Source organism: Labilibaculum antarcticum, from assembly GCF_002356295.1.
Classification (GTDB): Bacteria; Bacteroidota; Bacteroidia; order Bacteroidales; family Marinifilaceae; genus Labilibaculum; species Labilibaculum antarcticum.
Map to the genome: position 1 here is coordinate 1,252,402 of NZ_AP018042.1, position 18,584 is coordinate 1,270,985.

Consider the following 18,584-nt stretch of genomic DNA (forward strand, 5'->3'; position numbering starts at 1 on the left):
TCATCAATGAAAATAAAATACATCACAAACCTATTGCTTGCATTTCTTTTGGTAGGCAGCGTATCTTGCATACAAACAAAAGATCTTGAAAGCAGGTTAAAAGAATTGCCTTGTGTTGCTTTAGAAAAGATACAAGGAGATACAACTTTCGCAGCCTACTACGAAATGTGGTTTACACAACCAATAGATCATGAAAATCCTGGATTGGGTACTTTTAAACAAAGAGTCTTATTAGGTCATCATGCTCTTGACCGACCTATGCTTGTTGAAATTCAAGGTTATAATATCTGGACTGAAAAGGCTGGAGAATTAAGTAAATTACTGGATGCCAACCAGCTTACCATCGAGCATCGCTACTTTAACAATTCACGTCCTGATAGTCTGGACTGGAAATACCTGAATATAAAACAAGCTGCTGCCGATCAGCATGCTGTAATTCAAGCCTTAAAAACCATTTACAAGAACAAATGGATATCAACAGGAATAAGCAAAGGCGGACAAACAACAATCTATCACAGATATTTTTATCCAAATGATGTTGATGTAAGTATTGCCTATGTTGCACCATTGAATCTGGAACGTGAAGACAAAAGAATACACGAGCATTTAGCAAAAGTCGGAAGTGAAGAATCACGTATCAAAGTAAAAGATTTTCAGGTGGCTTGTTTCGAAAATCGAAAAGAACTATTGCCACTTTTAAAAGAGCATGCGGAAAAAAACAAATATCAATTTCCCATGGGATTTGAAAAAGCATTGGATTTAAACATTCTGGAATACTCCTTCGCTTTTTGGCAGTGGGGAAATACGAATTGTGATGAAATCCCAGACTCAAATGCGGGAGCAAACGACTTATTCTCACACTTAATCAAAACGTCTCCATTTAATTTTTTCGATAGTGCAGGAATTATACAGCAACAGCCTTTTTTCTATCAGGCATTAACTGAAATTGGGATGTACAGCTACGAAGTAGCTCCTTTTAAAAAATACGTTAATTACGATAAAGACCTGACTTTCGACTTCACTCTTCCCGAAGGTGTTGATGGAACATTTAACCAAAAAAGTATGCTGGCTGTGAATAAATGGTTGCAAACAGATGCAGACAAAATACTTTTTATTTATGGGGAATATGATACCTGGTCGGCAACTCAAGTTCATCTAAAAGACAATTTAAAATGCCGAAAATTCATTCGTCCTGAAGGTTCTCACGGTACAAGAATAAGAAATTTCAGTCCGGAAAAACAAGCTAAAATTGTACAGACGCTGGAAGCTTGGCTAGAAATAGAAATTAATGAGGAATCTTTATTACAGAAATAATTTCATCTACTGATCAGCTATTACTCCCAACAATTGATAACAGAAAACTTTGTGTTCATGAAAAAACTACTATTAATTCCATTACTGGTGTGCACAGCAATTTGGCAGCACGCCTCTGCCTGCACCGACATTGTTGCCGGTAAAAAAGCAACGGTTGATGGTTCGGTGATTACATCGCACACCTACGGAGGAAACGATACCCGAATACGTGTTGTTCATGGTCAAAAATTCCCTTTGGGGAGTATGACTCCTGTTTATTATGGACTGCAAGAAATTAATGGTTCACTGAATAATTATGGTGAGGTAATTGGCGAAATTCCTCAAGTGGAACAAACCTACACCTATTTCCACTCTGCTTATTCCCATACGAACGAATTTCAATTGGCGATTGCAGAAAGTACCTTAAGTCAAAAAGACGAATTACAGGTTGATCGTGAAACCGGTAAGCAAATTATGACTGTGGAGCAGGCTCAAATATTTGCCTTGCAGCGTTGCAGAACAGCACGCGGAGCCATTCAATTAATAACATCCCTAATGGATCAATATGGTTTTCTGCCTTCCTGCGGTCCCGAATCGGAAGCTCTTTGCATTGCCGATCCGAATGAAGTCTGGGTACTGGAAATTGTTGCTGTTGGTAAAAACTGGACTCCAGAATCAGGAAAATCAGGAGCCATCTGGGCAGCGCAACGTGTTCCCGACGATCACATAGCCATCGTGCCCAACTGGAGTATCATTAAAGAGATAGATTTAAGTAAACCTGAATGGTTCATGGCATCTGAAAATTACCAGCAGGTTGCTATCGATCATGGTTGGTACAATCCAGACTCAGGCAAACCATTTATCTGGCAGGAAGCTTACAGTCCCTGTTTTCGGGAATGGGCCAGTGGCCGATTCTGGTTGTTTTATTCTCAGTTTGCCCCAAATTTAAAGCAATGGCCTGATAGAAAATTGAGCGATCCGTTCAAAGGTCAGGATGCATACCATCAGTATGTGGAAGATGTTTCCATCTACCCTTTCTCGGTAAAGCCTGAGAAAAAAATATCCGTTCAGGATATTATGGCTTTTCAGCGATCAACATTTGAGGGAACCATTTACGATAAAACCTCTGACCCCGACTGGTACGTTCCAAATAAAGAAGGCAAATTGGTAAAGAGTCCGCTAACTACACCTTTTCCTACAACTGCAATGCGCGAATTACTCGACATTACCAACCGAAGAAATGTTTCGAAAGGCAATTATGGTATGATTTGTCAATTGCGGTCATGGTTGCCTGATGCCATTGGCGGTGTATACTGGGTATTTCAGGACAATCAATTTACCTCTCCTTATGTTCCTATTTATGCCGGAACACAAGAAATTCATGAGTCGTATAAGAACTATGACCCCGAACATTACAATCCGGCTTCGGCCCGATGGGCTATCGATTTTGTAGATAATCTAATGTATTTACGCTGGCAGGATGCTGTTAAGGACATGCAGGAATACCGTGATCCTTTCCAGCAAACTTTGTTCGACAATATGGAAGCTACCGACAAAAAAGCGAAAGAACTTTACGATATAAGTCCTAAAAAGGCAAAAGAATTCCTAACCCAAAAAAGCAATGAAAACATGCAATCTGTGGTTGATTTGTTTACAAAGATTAGGGATCTATTAATTACTAAATACACAAACAACAAGCAAGGATCTTAATTAACAGTTAAGTTCCTTAACACTAGAGAAGGAGATTTCCGGATATCTTTTCCGGAATCTTCTTTCTCAACAATTTTAACAGATAATAATACAAATGAGAAAGCTTAGTATTGCAATATTTCTGGCATTGGTTTCGACTGTACTTTCAGCTCAAACACCTGAAATAAATAATGATTGGGAGAATCCACAGGTTGTGGGGATCAACAAGGAGAAAGCCCGGGCTTCCTTTTTCGCTTACAGAAATCAGGAAAATGCCGTTCAAAATCAAAAAACAAATTCTCCCTATTTCATGAACCTAAATGGTATTTGGAAATTTAATTGGGTGGTGAAACCTGACGACCGCCCCATGAATTTCTACAAAACCGATTACGATGTTTCCTGTTGGAAGGATATAAAAGTTCCCGCTCATTGGGAACTGGAAGGTTACGGTGTTCCTATTTATACTGATGTTTCCTATCCTTTTCCTAACAACGAACCCTATATTCCACACGATTACAATCCTGTTGGTTCCTATAAAAGAGAATTTAAAATTTCAGCAGACTGGAAGGGTGAAGAAATTTACATTCATTTTGGTGGTGTACGTTCTGCTATGTATTTGTGGGTAAATGGTGAAAAAGTAGGTTATAGTCAAGGAAGTAAAACACCCGCAGAGTTTAATCTTACTAAATATGTAAAACCTGGCAAAAACCAATTGGCAGTAGAAATTTACCGCTTTAGCGATGGTAGTTATTTGGAAGATCAGGATTACTGGAAAGTGAGTGGTTTCGAACGGGATGTGTACTTATACGCACGTCCGAAAACACATATTGAAGATTTCTTTGTGACTGCGAATCTTGATAAAGAATATGATACTGGTGTTTTCTCATTAAATACGATGATTAATCATCCTTTTGATAAAGCAACTAAAAGAAAGCTTGAAATTCAAATTCTGGATGGAGATAAACAGGTGTGTACCCTTAACAAAGAAACAATACTTGAAAAAGGAAGTAACTCCATAACTTTTTCATCAAATTTACCTGATGTGAAAAAATGGTCTGCAGAAACACCAAATTTATACACACTGCAAATTGAATTAAAATCAGGAAATAAAACCACAGAAGTTATTCGCCGAAAAATTGGTTTCCGCACCAGCGAAATCAAAAACGGCTTGCTGCAAATAAATGGGGTACCGGTAACAATTCGTGGAGTAAACCGCCACGAGCACGATATGGAAAATGGCCGAGTAATTACCGAAGAATCCATGATTCAGGATATTCAACTCATGAAGCAATTCAATATCAACGCGGTGAGAAATTCACACTACCCTAACCGAGAACGCTGGTATGAGCTGTGCGATGAGTATGGTTTATATCTGGTTGATGAAGCCAATATTGAAGCTCATGGTGCTGAACCTTACAACAAGGAGAAAACTTTGGCCAACAAAGAAAACTGGAAAAAAGCGTTCATGGATCGAACCATTTCTATGGTAGAACGTGATAAAAACCATGCATCCATCATCATTTGGTCATTGGGAAATGAAACTGGTCGTGGTCAAAACTTCGAAGCAACTTATCGTTGGATCAAAGAAAGAGACAAAAGCCGTCCGGTTCAATCGGAAGACTCGGGACAGGAATTTAATACTGATATTTTCTGCCCCATGTACGATCGCATGTGGGAAATGGTAAAATATGTTGAGCACGTGCAGAAACGCCCTTTAATTCAATGCGAATATGCACATGCAATGGGCAACAGCCTTGGGAATTTACAGGATTACTGGGATCTAATCTACAAACATCGTCAGCTGCAAGGTGGATTCATTTGGGATTGGGTCGATCAAACATTCAGGAAAGTAACAGAACAAGGCGATACTATTTTTGCCTATGGCGGCGATATGGGAGTGTACAAAGTGCCAAACGATTCCAACTTTTGCGCCAATGGACTAGTTTCTGCCGATCGCAAACTTCACCCGCACATCTGGGAAGTAAAAAAGGTGTATCAACCTATTGCCTTCGAAAAAATTGATCATACCACCAATGGCTTTAGAATATTGAATCGATATGATTTTGTGAATCTTGATAATGTTAAAATTAGCTGGAATCTGAAAGAAGATGCGACTATCATTGCAAATGGAGAAGTAGATGCCTCAGAATGTGCAGCACATCAGAGTAAAGAATTCGGCATCAACATTCCTGATTTTGAAGTAAAAGCAGGCAAAGAATACTTCCTGCTATTCGAAGCCAAAAGTACCATTGAGCAAGCCATGATTCCTAAGGGACATACTATTGCTTGGGAACAATTTCAATTACCCATGGCTAAGGAACCAATTGCAATTGAATCAACATCTCTACCGTCTTTAAAAATGCAAGAAACGGACTGCGAGCTAAAAATTGAAGGTCAAAACTTCAAAATGATCTTCTCAAAGACTGAGGGAAGTTTAAAATCGTATCAGATTGCAGGAACAGAAATGATTACAAAAGCTTTAATACCCTTCTTTTGGCGGGCAGTTACAGATAATGACTTAGGAAATGGAACGCCTGCCAAATGCAAGCTTTGGAAAAATGCCGGAGAAGAGAAAGAGTTAATTTCCTTTACCAGCACTCAAATTAGTCCACAACAAATTGAACTTGTGGTTCAACTAAATCTGGCAAGTGCTTCGAGCAAATACAAAACCCGTTACCTGATTTCGGGAAATGGTGATATTGAAGTCGAAAATCATTTTACTCCAGAATCGAACGACTTGTCAATGATACCCCGTTTGGGAATGCAAATGCAATTGCCGGGGAGCTTCTCAAATATTGAGTGGTTTGGTCGGGGACCGCAGGAAAGCATGTGGGATCGTAAATCGGGAGCGTTGGTGGATCATTACAAAGGAACAGTTTGGGAACAATATCACCCTTATGTTCGTCCGCAGGAAACGGGCAACAAAACCGATGTTCGGTGGATCGCGTTAACAAATAATGATGGCAAAGGATTGATGGCCATTGGTGCTCCTTTACTTTCCTCATCGGCTTTGGCATTCGATTACCAGGAATTGTATCATCCCGGAAAGGGAAAGCCCAACAAACATGGAAATGAAATCAAAAAAGGAGAGATCATCAGCTTTCAAATTGATTACAAGCAAATGGGTGTAGGTGGCGACAACTCTTGGGGTGCTCCGGTGCATGCAGAATACTCACTTCCGGCTGAGGAATATACTTACAGTTTTATATTACGACCAATCAATGCAGAAAAAAACTTGAATGAATTAAGTAAGACTAGAATTAAATAAAAATCATGAAACAACTAAAAATAAATATCTACCTGTTGCTAACCGTTCTTCTTTCTCTTGCATCATGCGCCGATAAAGAAAATATCGATTCAGAAACAGATCTTCAAAACCTTTATACAAACGTCCTGAACATTCAGGGAATCCCGCAAGGGCAATTTGAACTGGAACCCTTCGGATTTTCCGATTTAGGTGCATGGCACGGATATGCTTTGCCGCATCAGGACAGCACTGCTTACTACGGCGGATTTTCAGGACCATTGAGCATGAAAATGTGGGGACAATGGCTGGGGAAAAACCTGAGTCAGCTGGAATTGACCGATGCCGCAACAATGAAAGCCATTGACTTGAGCAAAGCAAAAGCTGAAATGATTTACAAGCCCGGCATGTTAACTCAGGTACTCGAATTAGAAGATTGGACAATTGATATTCGCCTGATATTTGTAAGCAATCGCAGCAGTTTAATCGAAACCAAAATCAGCAATAAGAAGGAACACACTGCTAACATTTTTGTTGGTTGGAAAGGTTCTCTTTTCGAAAAAGGATTGCGCTTAAGCGAATCGACCAACGGCATAAGTGTAGATTTTAAGGATGACACAGAACAATTTCTGATTCATACCGATAAAGCGAGAGATGTAATGATATCACCTGATTCTTTATCGTACCGAATGATTTTAAAAGATCAGATTGAAGTCCCCGCTGGTGAATCGGTAAGTGTAAACCTGCTTCACTCCCATTATTTTAATCAGCAGGAAGCAAATGTAGAAGCTGATATACTGGCAGAATGGCTGCAAAATCCACAGGCTGTTTTCAAAGCCAATAATGAGCGTTGGAATGGCTATTTGACAAAAGCATTAACAAGTAATAATGCCCTACTGAATAAAAAAGAAAATTGTGCATTAGCTATAAAATGTGTGGAAACGCTTACTACTAACTGGCGTTCACCTGCCGGCGATTTAAAGTTCGATGGCGTATTCCCTTCGGCTGCTTATCAAGGTTTTTATGGCTTTTGGTCGTGGGATAGTTGGAAGCAAGCTGTTGCACTTGTTCGATTCAATCCAGAATTAGCCAAAAGTAACATTTACTCCATGTTCCAATATCAGGACGATATGGGAATGGTTGCCGACTGTGTTTATTTCGATCCGAAAGAAAACAACTGGCGCGATACCAAAGCTCCATTGGCTAGTTGGGCGGTATTAGAAATATACAAAGCAACTTCTGATATTGAGTTTGTGAAAGAAATGTATCCTAAGTTGGTGAAATATCACAACTGGTGGTATCAGTATCGCGATAACGATCAAAATGGTTTATGTGAATATGGATCAACTGATGGCACACTCATTGCTGCCAAATGGGAATCAGGCATGGATAATGCTGTTCGTTTCGATGATTCTAAAATGTTAAAAAACAATGAGCATGGATGGTCGATGAATCAGGAATCGGTAGACCTAAATGCTTACCTACAAGCTGAAAAAGAACAATTAGCAGAACTAGCCAAAATTCTAAATTTAACTGAAGAAGCTATAACATATAAGCAGGAAGCTTCATCTTTAAGTAAAAGGATTTCTTCTGACTTTTGGGACGAAGCAACAGGCTTTTTCTACGATAGAGAAATTGTAACAGGTAAACTATTAACTGTACAACAAGGACCTGAAGGCTGGATTCCTCTTTACACTGGCATTGCAACAAAAGAGCAAGCTAAAAGAGTGGTTTCGATTCTGATGGATTCGACGAAATTTGCCACTAAAGTTCCCTTTCCAACTTTAATTGCAGATCATAAAAAGTTCAATCCCCTTAAGGGATACTGGAGAGGTCCAGTTTGGTTAGATCAAGCTTACTTTGGCATTAAAGCTTTAGAAAGATATGGCTACAATAAGGAAGCTGACGCATTAAGTAAGAAGCTTATACAAAACGCCGAAGGTCTACTTGGGGATTCACCTATTAGAGAGAATTACCACCCGATCAGTGGCGAAGGTTTAAATGCAAATCACTTTTCTTGGTCAGCCGCACATTATCTGATGCTGCTTAGTGACGAAAACGATAAGTAATTTACGATTAGTAAAAAGGGGTATTTCAGATTTTGAAATACCTTTTTTTTTGTATCAAACTAAAACACTCCCCTTTATCCCCTTTCAATTACGAAGTAATCGACGTAGTCCACAGGGGAATTTTCAAAGTCCCACTTTTGAAGGGGAATACAGGGAGATGTTCAGAGTATAAAAAATGTTTCAAACGAAGCCAATAAATACTTAAATCAATCAGCCTTCAAGTTATTATCAACTTTATCCTTCATTAAAAAAACATGTTCGATCTTTTTTTCTTCCAACATATCCAAATAGATGTCCTCAACATGCTCTCGGGCCCAAGGCGTTCTTCTTAAAAATCCGAGGCTCGATTTCATTGTAGGATTATACATGAAACAACGAATATTGACACGATCTCCAAGATACGCCCAACCATAATACACTACCAAACGTTCTAAGATCTGAACCAGCTTCACTCCATGTAAGGGATTACTTAATTCTTCTTCGGTAGCTTGTCTCCTGGTTTGCCTAGCAGGTTTCTTTTCATTAAGCTCTTCATTCGTCTTTGCTTTAAACTCTGCATTCAAAAGTTCATCTGATTGCTTCGGTTTATCAATAGACTCGTTATTATTATTATTATTGTTTTTTATGTCCATTATTGGTAAATGTTTTGTTGGATTCGTTTATTAAATGATAATCCGATGAATTCCGAATGTGCGGTAAAGAATGGTAATATTTTCAGGAAAATCGCAAGCCTGTTCAATCTCATGCTTGGTAACGATCTTGCTTTGTTTCGTGAGCGATTTCAAAGAGTTGCCTTCTCTACCGACCAAAGGGAGATCACGAAACGAAGTGAGTAAACCGCTAAATAAGCAAGCCACATAAATTTATACCTTAAGCTAGCACATTTAGTTACTCACTAATAATTATTTCAAAGGTATTCGTGATTAAAAAAAGGGCTTACTGGCGTTTATTAATCGCACTAAACTTTCAAAGTCTGCCACAAGACTTCGGGGCAACGCCATGAAATTTAGAATTCCAATCACGATATTTATATAGAATTTTTGGTAAGTGAATATCTCCTAGTACTTTTATCATATGCAAATCTTTTTATATGAGCTACAATGATTGTGAATGTGTATTTATATTTCTTTTATCGATCTTAAAATAGACACTTACGTACATGTCTCCCTTGTTTTACACAGTCATATCCTAGCAGAGTTTTACTCCTATGTTTGTGTTATACTAATTCGGTATTTACCTCGTCTATTTTGCTACGCCATTTTACCAATTCATTTTTCCTATCTATCAACTCGGCAATCGTTTTGCCACGAGCCTCGCAGCTAGCAGGCTTTACCTTTACCATAGATGTTCATATAGCCCACTAAGTTAGCATTAATCTCTGTGATACTCTTTTCTTCAGCTGACTTGCTGATGCGAAATCGTTCTTCTAGCTCTTTGACTCGGTTCTAATTTAAGCCACATGTAATACCACTAAGGCTAACAGCTAGAACCCGACACATCATTTCAATAGGAAACATATTTATGTGATTTCTTATGAACTGGTAAATCTCCCAACGCTCTTGGAAAAGATGTGAACTGCTTTTTTAATATATCTCGTTCCATTCTTGCCTCAGCAAGTTCTTTCTTCAAGCTAGATACTTCAGATTCTTCTTTTGTGAGCTTAGCTTTACCACTGCCAGGGAAACTTGTTCCCTGATAGTTTTCAAACTCACTACGCCAGCGACAAATTAGTTTTGGACGTATAATCCAATTCATGTGCGAGCTGTCTTATGTTGGCTCTTGAGCAACATAACTCAACAGCATTAAATTTAAACTCTCTGCTAAATTTGCATCTTCCTTTTTCCATTTCCTAAGATATAAATTATTAGAATAATTATACCTTAACTCACTGTCCTTGTAAATATAGCAACTCCAACTCCATACTAACCTATTGGTTCTACTCTCTCTCCGCAATTTAGGAATCACCCTAATCCTAAGACTGTAAATCTACTAATTTACAGTCTTTTCTGTTTTCTCACAATTCATTCTATTATAAATAAAGGTAATAGGAAGGGGTACTCTCATGTGAACAAATTTCAGAACCCACTTTGTTCACCACAATCCTCCTACTGGTCATAAAAACAGTTGAGTTTTTATGCTAACGTACTATCTTTGTATTAAACTCCGAGTTAAGCCCGGTTTAAGCAATGGTGTTTAATAAATCCGAGCGCAATCAAGCTTATAATGTGAAAAGTCAGTGATTTTTTTTACTGACCTAGGTTAGAGTTTAATAGTGATCTGTTAGTTGACAGGATCCCGATCAGAATATTTTCAAAGTTTTAAAGTTACATTCCCTGAAATTTTTTCACCTTTTAAACATTTAAGATATGGAGAAAAAGCGAATGAGTTTAAAAGTTGTCAATCCCAATGCAACAGGAATTGACATAGGAAGCAAAAGCTAATGGTCGACCAAACTAAAAATGTGAAAGGGAAAAAAACAGATATTAAAATTTCTTATAGCAGTTCAATTTCCTTCTCCACAAGAATATTCTCTACGGAGTTACCTACATATATTTTAAATTTACCCGGCTCACTAATCCATGATTTAGATAGCTCATCAAAAAACTGAAGATCCTTAAGTTCAATAGCGAATTCAATAGTTTTCTTTTCTCCAGACTTTAGTTTCACTTTCTCGAAAGCCATTAGCTCTTTTAGTGGTCTTTTTACCGAAGATTCAACATCACCAATATAAACCTGAACGACTTCCATTCCTTCCAACTTTCCTGTATTCTCAACTTCTACAGCTAATTTCATGACCTCAGTACTTGTCATTTTAGTTTGACTCAACTGCACATTTTTAATATCGAAAGAGGTGTATGATAATCCATAACCGAAATCAAATTGAGTGTTTACGCCATAAGTGTCATAATATCGATATCCTACAAACACACCTTCTTTGTAATAATCTGTTTTACGTTTCTCATCGTAACACTCAAATGCATACTCAGGCGCATCTTCAAAATGTAATGGTAATGTGTATGAAAGTTTACCTGAAGGGTTTACTTTACCGCTTAGCACATTAGCCAAGGCATTTCCACCTTCCATGCCCGAATAGGCCATTAACACAAGGTTTGATACATTGCCGAGCCATTTATGCATTTCGAATGATGAACCAGATAACATGACTACAGCCATGTTTTTATTAGCCTCAGCAAGGCTATTAATAAGTCTATCCTGATTATAGGGTAGTATCATATCTATCTTATCCTGACGCTCGGCATCGAACTCATGATTCAGACCTCCAACATAAATAACCACATCTGATTCTGAAGCCAATTTCAAAGCCTCAGCCATAAGTTTCGCTTCGTTTTCGCCATCCTTTGTTTTATAACCTTTAGCAAAAGACACTTTTGCAGAACTTCCCTTAAGCAAATTCTTTATTCCGTCTAAAGGTGTAATTTCATAATAGGCTTTTGTTCCTGAACTTCCTCCTCCTTCGGCGTGAACGGCCGTCGCATTATCTCCAATCACCGCTATTGAAGTAACTTTTGTGAAGTCGATAGGTAATAAGTTTTTATCATTTTTAAGCAATACAATGCCTTCTTCGGCAGCCTTAAGGGCAAAATCAAAATGCCTTTGAGTAATAAACTCTCCCTTAGGTCTGTTTTCCTTTAATCGAGTTTTAAAATAGATACGTAAGACACGTCGCACTTTATCATCAATTAAATTTTCTGCGACATGACCTTCTTTTGCCAGTTTAAGAAATGCATCGGCCATATAGTAATTGTCGAAACCACCTACGCCTTCTGTACCCATTTCAATATCCAAACCATTATAAACAGCTTCGTGCGTGTTGTGAACAGCACTCCAATCACTTATTACAGCTCCTTTAAATTTGAGTTTATCTTTCAATACATGTTGAAGCATATATGAATTTTCACTCATGTACTCACCCTTATACTTGTTGTACGATCCCATTACCAACATAGCATTTGCCTCGTCAATAGCTCCAATAAAAGCTGGCAGATAGATTTCATTCAGTGTTCTTTCGCTCATCCATACATTAGGATGCCTTTTATCGTTATAAGCAATAAAATGCTTCACACAAGATGCTACGTCATATTTTTGCACCCCTTTAATGTATTCAACACCCAATTTTTCGGATACCAACGGATCTTCACTTAAATACTCAAAATTACGTCCACATAGTGGTCTTCTAATGATATTAATGCCTGGAGCCAAATGCACATCCTTGTCTCTAAATCGAGCTTCACGCCCCAAAACACTTCCAAACTCATACGCTAATTCAGGATTCCATGTTGCTCCCAATGCCACTCCACATGGCAAATAAGTTGATGAGTCCTTACTATCGGCATGCTCCCATGAATCTTTTTTAAAATCGAACTTAATACTGTGTGGACCATCTCCCATGGTCAGTTCAGGTATTCCCAAACGAGGAACTCCAGGCAAAGTGAAATTTGTATTACCATGACAAAGAGCTACTTTCTCTTCTAAAGTCATTAGGTTTATTAAGGAATCAATTTTATCTTCTACTCTATCAGTTAAATCAATTTTCACCTCGGGCTTACACGAAAATAATAGTATTCCAGTAAGGATAATTAAAATGTACTTCTTCATATTATATTTTTAAAAAACTTTCTATTCATCTCATCAATTGCAATCTAGTATAGATTAGCTCTACACCTAATTCAATTATTCCACTTCTCCCATATCAGCATCGGTAATGGCTCGCATAGCTTCCAACGAACCATTAATACCCAAATCTTTTTGTTGTACAACAATTTCTGCCTTCATTTCCGTAATAATATTCTGGTATTCTGGCATATTAATCGCGTTATTCATTTCCTGAGGATCTTTTTCCAAATCGTAAAATTCCCAAACATCTATATTATAGTAAAAATGAATCAGCTTATACCTTTGGTTTCTTATACCATAATGAGGTTGCACATGATGCCATTTTGGATATTCATAGTATTGATAATACATACATTGTTTCCAATCATTAGGCGTATTCCCTTTTAGATTTTGAGCAAAACTGTGCCCCTGTACATCTGCAGGTATTTCAATATTTGCTAAATCTAATAAAGTCGGCGCAAAATCGACATTTGTTATAATATCCTTGTTTCTTGATTTCTTGTTTACCTCTTTAGGATATCGAACTATAAATGGCATTTTTGATGATGTATCGTACATGAAACGCTTATCAAACCAGCCATGCTCGCCTAAATAAAAACCTTGATCGCCCGTATAAACCACAATCGTATTTTCGGCTAATCCATTCTCCTCTAAATAATCTAATACCCTTCCAACATTGTCATCTACACTTTTAATGCACGACAAATAGTCCTTAATGTATTGCTGATATTTCCACTTCCTAGCCTCTTCTAAAGTTGTACATCCTTCTGGCATCCACGCCTGATTAGGTTTATTCCCATAATACGTCCAGTCTGACAGGGCTTTCCCTTCTAATCCTTCTGGAGGAGTAACTTTACTATCTCTATGATTCAGAAAGTCCATAGTCATCCAAGTATCTCCTGCTGTTTTTTCTCTTCCTTTATAGTCATCGTTAAAATTGCTTGGATACGGCATCTCAACCCCATCAAACAAATCTTTATATTTTTCATCACGAATCCAAGGTCTGTGGGGAGCTTTAAAATGTAACAAGGCTGCAAAGGGTTTATCCTTTTTACGCAAACCTTTCATCCAATCAAGAAAGAAATCGCTAGTTAAATTTGTCGCATAGCCTGTTTCCTTTATATGTTTTCCATTATCGTTATAAACGGGATCAATATAATTTCCTTGCTGTCCATTTCCTACATGAAATTTATAATAATCAAAATCTTCAGGCTCAGACCCTAAATGCCATTTTCCAAATAATGCAGTTTGATATCCTTGCTTTTTAAACTCGCTAATAAATGTCCATTGAGAGGCATTAAACTTTCCTCCTTTTTCATTTTTACAATAGCCATTAACATGAGCGTATTTACCTGTTAAAATAGCGGCACGACTTGGTCCACAAATAGCATTGGTTGCAAAAACATTGGTAAACAACATACCTTGATCTGCTAATTTATCAATATTAGGTGTTGTGAATAAATCACCAAATATGGTTCCATATGCCGAAATAGCCTGCGACGTATGATCGTCGGCCATTATAAATAGAATATTGGGCTTTTGCTCTTCCTTAGTTTGAGAACACTGTATGAATAATGGTAAAATTAGTAAGCTCAAAAACCAGGTTGTATTTTTTCTGATATTCATTATTCCGCTTTATTATTTATTAGTCACATACACTTTTTCTGTCTCCAAGCAATTGGTGGAAACTTTTCTAGAACGATACCATCGCATAAACAGCACTATGGTGAAAACAGCAAATAAAATGCCTCCGTAAACGGATAATTGATAAGGTAATCCAAATCCTTCAGGAGCAAACAATAAATAAGTTGTAATTACCGAAGTCATAAATACAGATGGAATTAAGGTTACCCAATAATTCCTATTGCTCTGCACCAAAAAGACGGTTATTGCCCATAACACAATGGTTGCCAAAGTCTGATTTGACCAGGCAAAATATCGCCATACAATTGCAAAATCGATCTGAGTAAGAAGGAAACCCACAATAAATAGAGGGATACTTACTATTAATCTGTTTTTATTAGATGCTTGATTGAAGTTTAGAAAATCAGCAACGATTAGGCGAGCACTTCTAAATGCAGTATCGCCAGATGTAATAGGTGCTGCAACAACTCCAAGTAAGGCAAGAATACCTCCAAAAGTTCCAAGCAAAGAGTTAGAGACTTCGTTTACCACCCAAGCAGCATTTCCACCATGCTCAGACATAATGCCATTTAACTCGCCAACACCACCGAAGAAACTCATACTGATAGCAGCCCAAATTAAAGCCACAACACCTTCGGAAATCATAGCACCATAAAATACGGGTCTACCATATTTCTCATTGCTAATACATCGAGCCATAAGTGGCGATTGAGTAGCATGAAAACCAGATATGGCACCACAAGCAATGGTGATAAATAACATTGGGAAAATCGGGAATTTTGAAGGGCTCGAATGTAGATTCTCAAAACTAATTTCAGGAATTGTGAAGTCACCAAAAAGCAAAGCCAAAAATAAACCTACTGCCATAAATATTAATGCAAAACCAAAAATTGGATAGATGCGACCAATAATTTTATCGACAGGGAGAATTGTTGCTAGTATATAGTAAATAAATACAATCCAGATCCACAGATTCATCGAACCAAAGTCTGGCATAAGACCAGATAATATCTTAGCTGGTCCCATAATGAATACCGCACCCACTATCACCATTAAAAGCACAGTGAAAAAGCGCATGCCTATTTTAGCAGTCTTTCCCAAATAAATTCCAACAATTTCGGAAATACTCAAGCCTTTATGGCGAACGGAAAGCATACCTGAGAAAAAGTCATGAACGGCACCAGCAAAGACTGATCCCAAAGCAATCCAGATGAATGCAACCGGTCCCCACATGGCACCAGCGACGGCTCCAAAAATAGGTCCTAGTCCTGCAATATTCAGAAACTGAATCAAAAAGACCTTCCACCATGGCATCATCATATAGTCAACACCATCAGACATTGTAACAGCCGGGGTCTCTCTTTGAGGTTCTAATTTGAATATTGTATTTGCAATAAACTTACCATAAAATAGGTAACCAAATATCAATACCCCTAAGGCAACAAAAAACGATATCATATTATATTTTTTAAATATTTTCCATCAAGATCAGCCCTTCTGCCCGCAACATTCTATAGATTCACTATAAAGGCTTAATCTATAACTTACTTTATCAAATCGAATTTGATATCCTGACCAACTGAAAATTGACTCTCTAAGCGAGTATCCTTTGATGAACTGCCAACGAAAACATTGAAAACACCTGCTTCAGTTACTTCTCTCATCTCTTTATTCAAGATTGTTAGATCTTTCGGTTTAATTGTAAACATAACTGTTTGTGTTTCCCCAGGATTTAAAGTGATACGTTCAAAACCACGCAAAATCTTCTCGTAGGTTACGATGCTACTGTACACATCTTCAATGTATAATTGAGGGACTTCATCTCCTTTATATTTGCCAGTGTTGGTCAGCTTAAATGAGATTTCTATTTCCTCTCCTTTTCTCAATGTATCTGACGACAACTGTATATCACTATACTCAAATGTTGTGTAACTCAAACCGTAACCAAAAGGATAAAGCTCACCTAGCACACGAGTATGTCCTGTGCCATTAGGTCCTCGAGCAGGTTGTCCGCCTTGTGAACTTTTCTTGCAAGGGAAATTAAGTAATACCTGACCAACTGTTTTAGGAAATGTTACAGGTAATTTACCTCCGGGGTTATAATCTCCGAAAATAGATTCTGCTATTGCTTGCCCACCATAAACACCAGGAAACCATGCTTCAATAATCGCAGGTACGTTTTTATTCATCCAATTAACCGATAACGGACGACCATTTATAAGTACAGCAATAACAGGCTTACCCGTTTTTTGAAGTGCCTTAACTAAATCCAATTGATTGCCTGGTAAGTTTAATGAAGTTCGTGATCTAGATTCTCCTACGGTACGGTCATCATCGCCAATAGCAACAACAATTACATCTACATCTTTTGCCTTTCTTACTGCTTCATCAATCAAAGCCTGCTGGTCTACTGAAGGAGCGATCGTATACAATTCATTTTCAGGCCAATTTTCATCTGAGAAATCACAACCTAAAGCATATTCTACTTTTGCATTTTCTCCAACAAAATTTTCAATTCCTTTTAGAACCGAAATCACATCAATTTCAGAAGGACCATAACGACTTATTGAATGATCAACAGCTTCGGCATTAGGTCCTGTTACTAATATCGATTTAATATTCTCTTTATCTAAAGGAAGAAAATTGTCATTCTTCAATAATACTAAAGACTCACGTGAAGCTTGTAAAGCAATAGAATCATTTTCTGAATTAGAGTATTCTTTATCAGCCAAATCTGGTTTCTCCACATAAGGTTGATCAAATAATCCAAGCATGAACTTCACACGTAGTACGTCTCGAACTCGACTATCAATAACCTCCATTGGAATTCGACCTTCATTCACTAGTTCGCGAAGAGGCAAAACAAAATTCTCAGGAGCATTGAAATTGGTACGAACATTGAGTCCTGCCATTACAGATATATATACACTTTCTTTATAATTTTCAGAAATGTAGTGACGACCTTTTAATCCACCTACAGCCCAACTATCAGAAACAATGTAACCTTTAAATCCCCATTGATCTTTTAGTAAATCTTGAAGGAAATAATGACTCCCTGAAATAGGAATACCATCATAATCATTATATGAACTCATTACACCCAAAGCCTTACCTTCCTTAATCGCACTTTTAAATGGAGCTAAATAAAGTTGGTGCATGTCACGTATCGAAACATGAGGGTCTGTACGTGTATCACCATCTCTACCTCCTTTGGGAATACTATAAAGAGCAAAATGTTTCACAGTTGAAGAAACACCTTGAGATTGTATGCCGGTTACCATTCGTTTGCCATATTCCGAAACCAGGTATGGATCTTCACCATAGCATTCCACAACACGTCCCCATCGCGGATCACGTGCCAAATCCAAAACAGGAGAGTATACATTGGTATAGCCTGTTACCTTGGCTTCCTTACCTGTTATGTGTCCAATTTTTGATACGAGATCTTTATTCCAGGTACTACCAATCCCTATTTGTGCCGGAAATCCGGTAGCTCCAGAATGACACAACCCACGGATTCCTTCATTGGTAAAATCAACCGGAATACCAAGTCGTGTGTCTTCAACAAAAAACCGCTGTACTTCATTAATAGCTCTGGCATGTTTCGATGGTGGCCACGAATACTGAGTTTCGGCCTCCTTGTGGCGTGCAACCCCATTTAGATGCTCATCAATATTCCCAAGTCCATCTTTCCAAAATGCACTCTTCCATTCTTCGGTAGGAAGTTCATCTTTGGCAACTCGTCCATAACCGTAAAGGGTTACCATCTGACAGGTTTTTTCTTCAAGCGTCATTTGCGATAAAAGATCATCGATCCTTTTATCCAAATCAACCGAAGCCTCTTCATAAACATCTTTTTTATTGTTTTTATTGAAATCTATCCAACCATCATGATATAATGTTTTTTCCTTTTTCCCATGAATAAACAACTTTTGCGAAAACCCATCGGCTATTCCCAAAAGCATTATAATGCCACATGCAATTAAAGATCTTTGTCCCATTCCTGTCCT

The 18,584-nt window shown here is 37.9% G+C and carries 12 protein-coding genes; 5 read left to right on the forward strand and 7 right to left on the reverse strand.

The window, feature by feature from the left end; genetic code table 11:
• Positions 1–6 precede the first annotated feature (6 nt).
• The 4 genes from ALGA_RS04650 to ALGA_RS04665 all read left to right on the forward strand — a co-directional run bounded on the left by ALGA_RS04650 (position 7) and on the right by ALGA_RS04665 (position 8,295).
• Positions 7–1,314 carry a S28 family serine protease gene (locus tag ALGA_RS04650; RefSeq protein WP_096428224.1) on the forward strand — a complete coding sequence of 436 codons (1,308 nt, stop codon included), beginning with the start codon at positions 7–9 and terminating at the stop codon, positions 1,312–1,314.
• 57 nt (positions 1,315–1,371) lie between these two features.
• The gene (locus tag ALGA_RS04655; protein WP_096428225.1) at positions 1,372–3,003 is read left to right on the forward strand and encodes a dipeptidase; all 1,632 of its coding nucleotides are present in this window, start codon (positions 1,372–1,374) and stop codon (positions 3,001–3,003) included.
• Between the two features lie 94 nt (positions 3,004–3,097).
• Entirely contained in the window at positions 3,098–6,250 is a 3,153-nt protein-coding gene (locus ALGA_RS04660) for a glycoside hydrolase family 2 TIM barrel-domain containing protein (protein WP_096428226.1), read from the forward strand.
• A 5-nt stretch (positions 6,251–6,255) separates the two neighbouring features.
• Complete coding sequence (locus tag ALGA_RS04665; protein ID WP_096428227.1) at positions 6,256–8,295, forward strand: MGH1-like glycoside hydrolase domain-containing protein; 2,040 nt, start codon at positions 6,256–6,258, stop codon at positions 8,293–8,295.
• A 206-nt stretch (positions 8,296–8,501) separates the two neighbouring features.
• Here the strand turns inward: ALGA_RS04665 and ALGA_RS04670 are convergent, their stop codons facing one another.
• Positions 8,502–8,927, reverse strand: a complete 426-nt coding sequence (locus tag ALGA_RS04670) for a VF530 family protein (protein WP_096428228.1) — start codon at positions 8,925–8,927, stop codon at positions 8,502–8,504.
• A 45-nt stretch (positions 8,928–8,972) separates the two neighbouring features.
• Here ALGA_RS04670 and ALGA_RS22915 point away from each other — a divergent pair, with 45 nt between their 5' ends.
• The gene (locus tag ALGA_RS22915) at positions 8,973–9,131 is read left to right on the forward strand and encodes a hypothetical protein (RefSeq protein ID WP_153244838.1); all 159 of its coding nucleotides are present in this window, start codon (positions 8,973–8,975) and stop codon (positions 9,129–9,131) included.
• Between the two features lie 380 nt (positions 9,132–9,511).
• On the opposite strand, the gene ALGA_RS23445 is transcribed toward ALGA_RS22915, so the two are convergent.
• The 6 genes from ALGA_RS23445 to ALGA_RS04695 all read right to left on the reverse strand — a co-directional run bounded on the left by ALGA_RS23445 (position 9,512) and on the right by ALGA_RS04695 (position 18,575).
• Entirely contained in the window at positions 9,512–9,637 is a 126-nt protein-coding gene (locus ALGA_RS23445) for a hypothetical protein (protein ID WP_262496452.1), read from the reverse strand.
• Between the two features lie 161 nt (positions 9,638–9,798).
• Positions 9,799–10,050: a hypothetical protein gene (locus tag ALGA_RS04675; RefSeq protein WP_096428229.1), complete on the reverse strand. Its 252-nt coding sequence runs from the start codon at positions 10,048–10,050 to the stop codon at positions 9,799–9,801.
• Positions 10,051–10,788: 738 nt separating this feature from the next.
• Positions 10,789–12,912 carry a beta-glucosidase gene (locus tag ALGA_RS04680; RefSeq protein ID WP_096428230.1) on the reverse strand — a complete coding sequence of 708 codons (2,124 nt, stop codon included), beginning with the start codon at positions 12,910–12,912 and terminating at the stop codon, positions 10,789–10,791.
• A gap of 75 nt (positions 12,913–12,987) precedes the next feature.
• On the reverse strand, positions 12,988–14,556 hold the full coding sequence (locus tag ALGA_RS04685) for a sulfatase family protein (RefSeq protein ID WP_096428231.1): 1,569 nt from the start codon (positions 14,554–14,556) through the stop codon (positions 12,988–12,990).
• Between the two features lie 12 nt (positions 14,557–14,568).
• Complete coding sequence (locus ALGA_RS04690; protein WP_096428232.1) at positions 14,569–16,032, reverse strand: carbon starvation CstA family protein; 1,464 nt, start codon at positions 16,030–16,032, stop codon at positions 14,569–14,571.
• 86 nt (positions 16,033–16,118) lie between these two features.
• Complete coding sequence (locus tag ALGA_RS04695) at positions 16,119–18,575, reverse strand: glycoside hydrolase family 3 N-terminal domain-containing protein (RefSeq protein WP_197705704.1); 2,457 nt, start codon at positions 18,573–18,575, stop codon at positions 16,119–16,121.
• Positions 18,576–18,584: the final 9 nt, after the last annotated feature.

Excerpts from the sequence above, each read along its gene's own strand:
- ALGA_RS04650 (WP_096428224.1), top strand. The coding sequence starts at position 7 with ATGAAAATAAAATACATCACAAACCTATTGCTTGCATTTCTTTTGGTA.
- ALGA_RS04655 (WP_096428225.1), top strand. The coding sequence starts at position 1,372 with ATGAAAAAACTACTATTAATTCCATTACTGGTGTGCACAGCAATTTGG.
- ALGA_RS04660 (WP_096428226.1), top strand. The coding sequence starts at position 3,098 with ATGAGAAAGCTTAGTATTGCAATATTTCTGGCATTGGTTTCGACTGTA.
- ALGA_RS04665 (WP_096428227.1), top strand. The coding sequence starts at position 6,256 with ATGAAACAACTAAAAATAAATATCTACCTGTTGCTAACCGTTCTTCTT.
- ALGA_RS04670 (WP_096428228.1), bottom strand. The coding sequence starts at position 8,927 with ATGGACATAAAAAACAATAATAATAATAATAACGAGTCTATTGATAAA.
- ALGA_RS22915 (WP_153244838.1), top strand. The coding sequence starts at position 8,973 with ATGAATTCCGAATGTGCGGTAAAGAATGGTAATATTTTCAGGAAAATC.
- ALGA_RS23445 (WP_262496452.1), bottom strand. The coding sequence starts at position 9,637 with ATGGTAAAGGTAAAGCCTGCTAGCTGCGAGGCTCGTGGCAAAACGATT.
- ALGA_RS04675 (WP_096428229.1), bottom strand. The coding sequence starts at position 10,050 with ATGAATTGGATTATACGTCCAAAACTAATTTGTCGCTGGCGTAGTGAG.
- ALGA_RS04680 (WP_096428230.1), bottom strand. The coding sequence starts at position 12,912 with ATGAAGAAGTACATTTTAATTATCCTTACTGGAATACTATTATTTTCG.
- ALGA_RS04685 (WP_096428231.1), bottom strand. The coding sequence starts at position 14,556 with ATGAATATCAGAAAAAATACAACCTGGTTTTTGAGCTTACTAATTTTA.
- ALGA_RS04690 (WP_096428232.1), bottom strand. The coding sequence starts at position 16,032 with ATGATATCGTTTTTTGTTGCCTTAGGGGTATTGATATTTGGTTACCTA.
- ALGA_RS04695 (WP_197705704.1), bottom strand. The coding sequence starts at position 18,575 with ATGGGACAAAGATCTTTAATTGCATGTGGCATTATAATGCTTTTGGGA.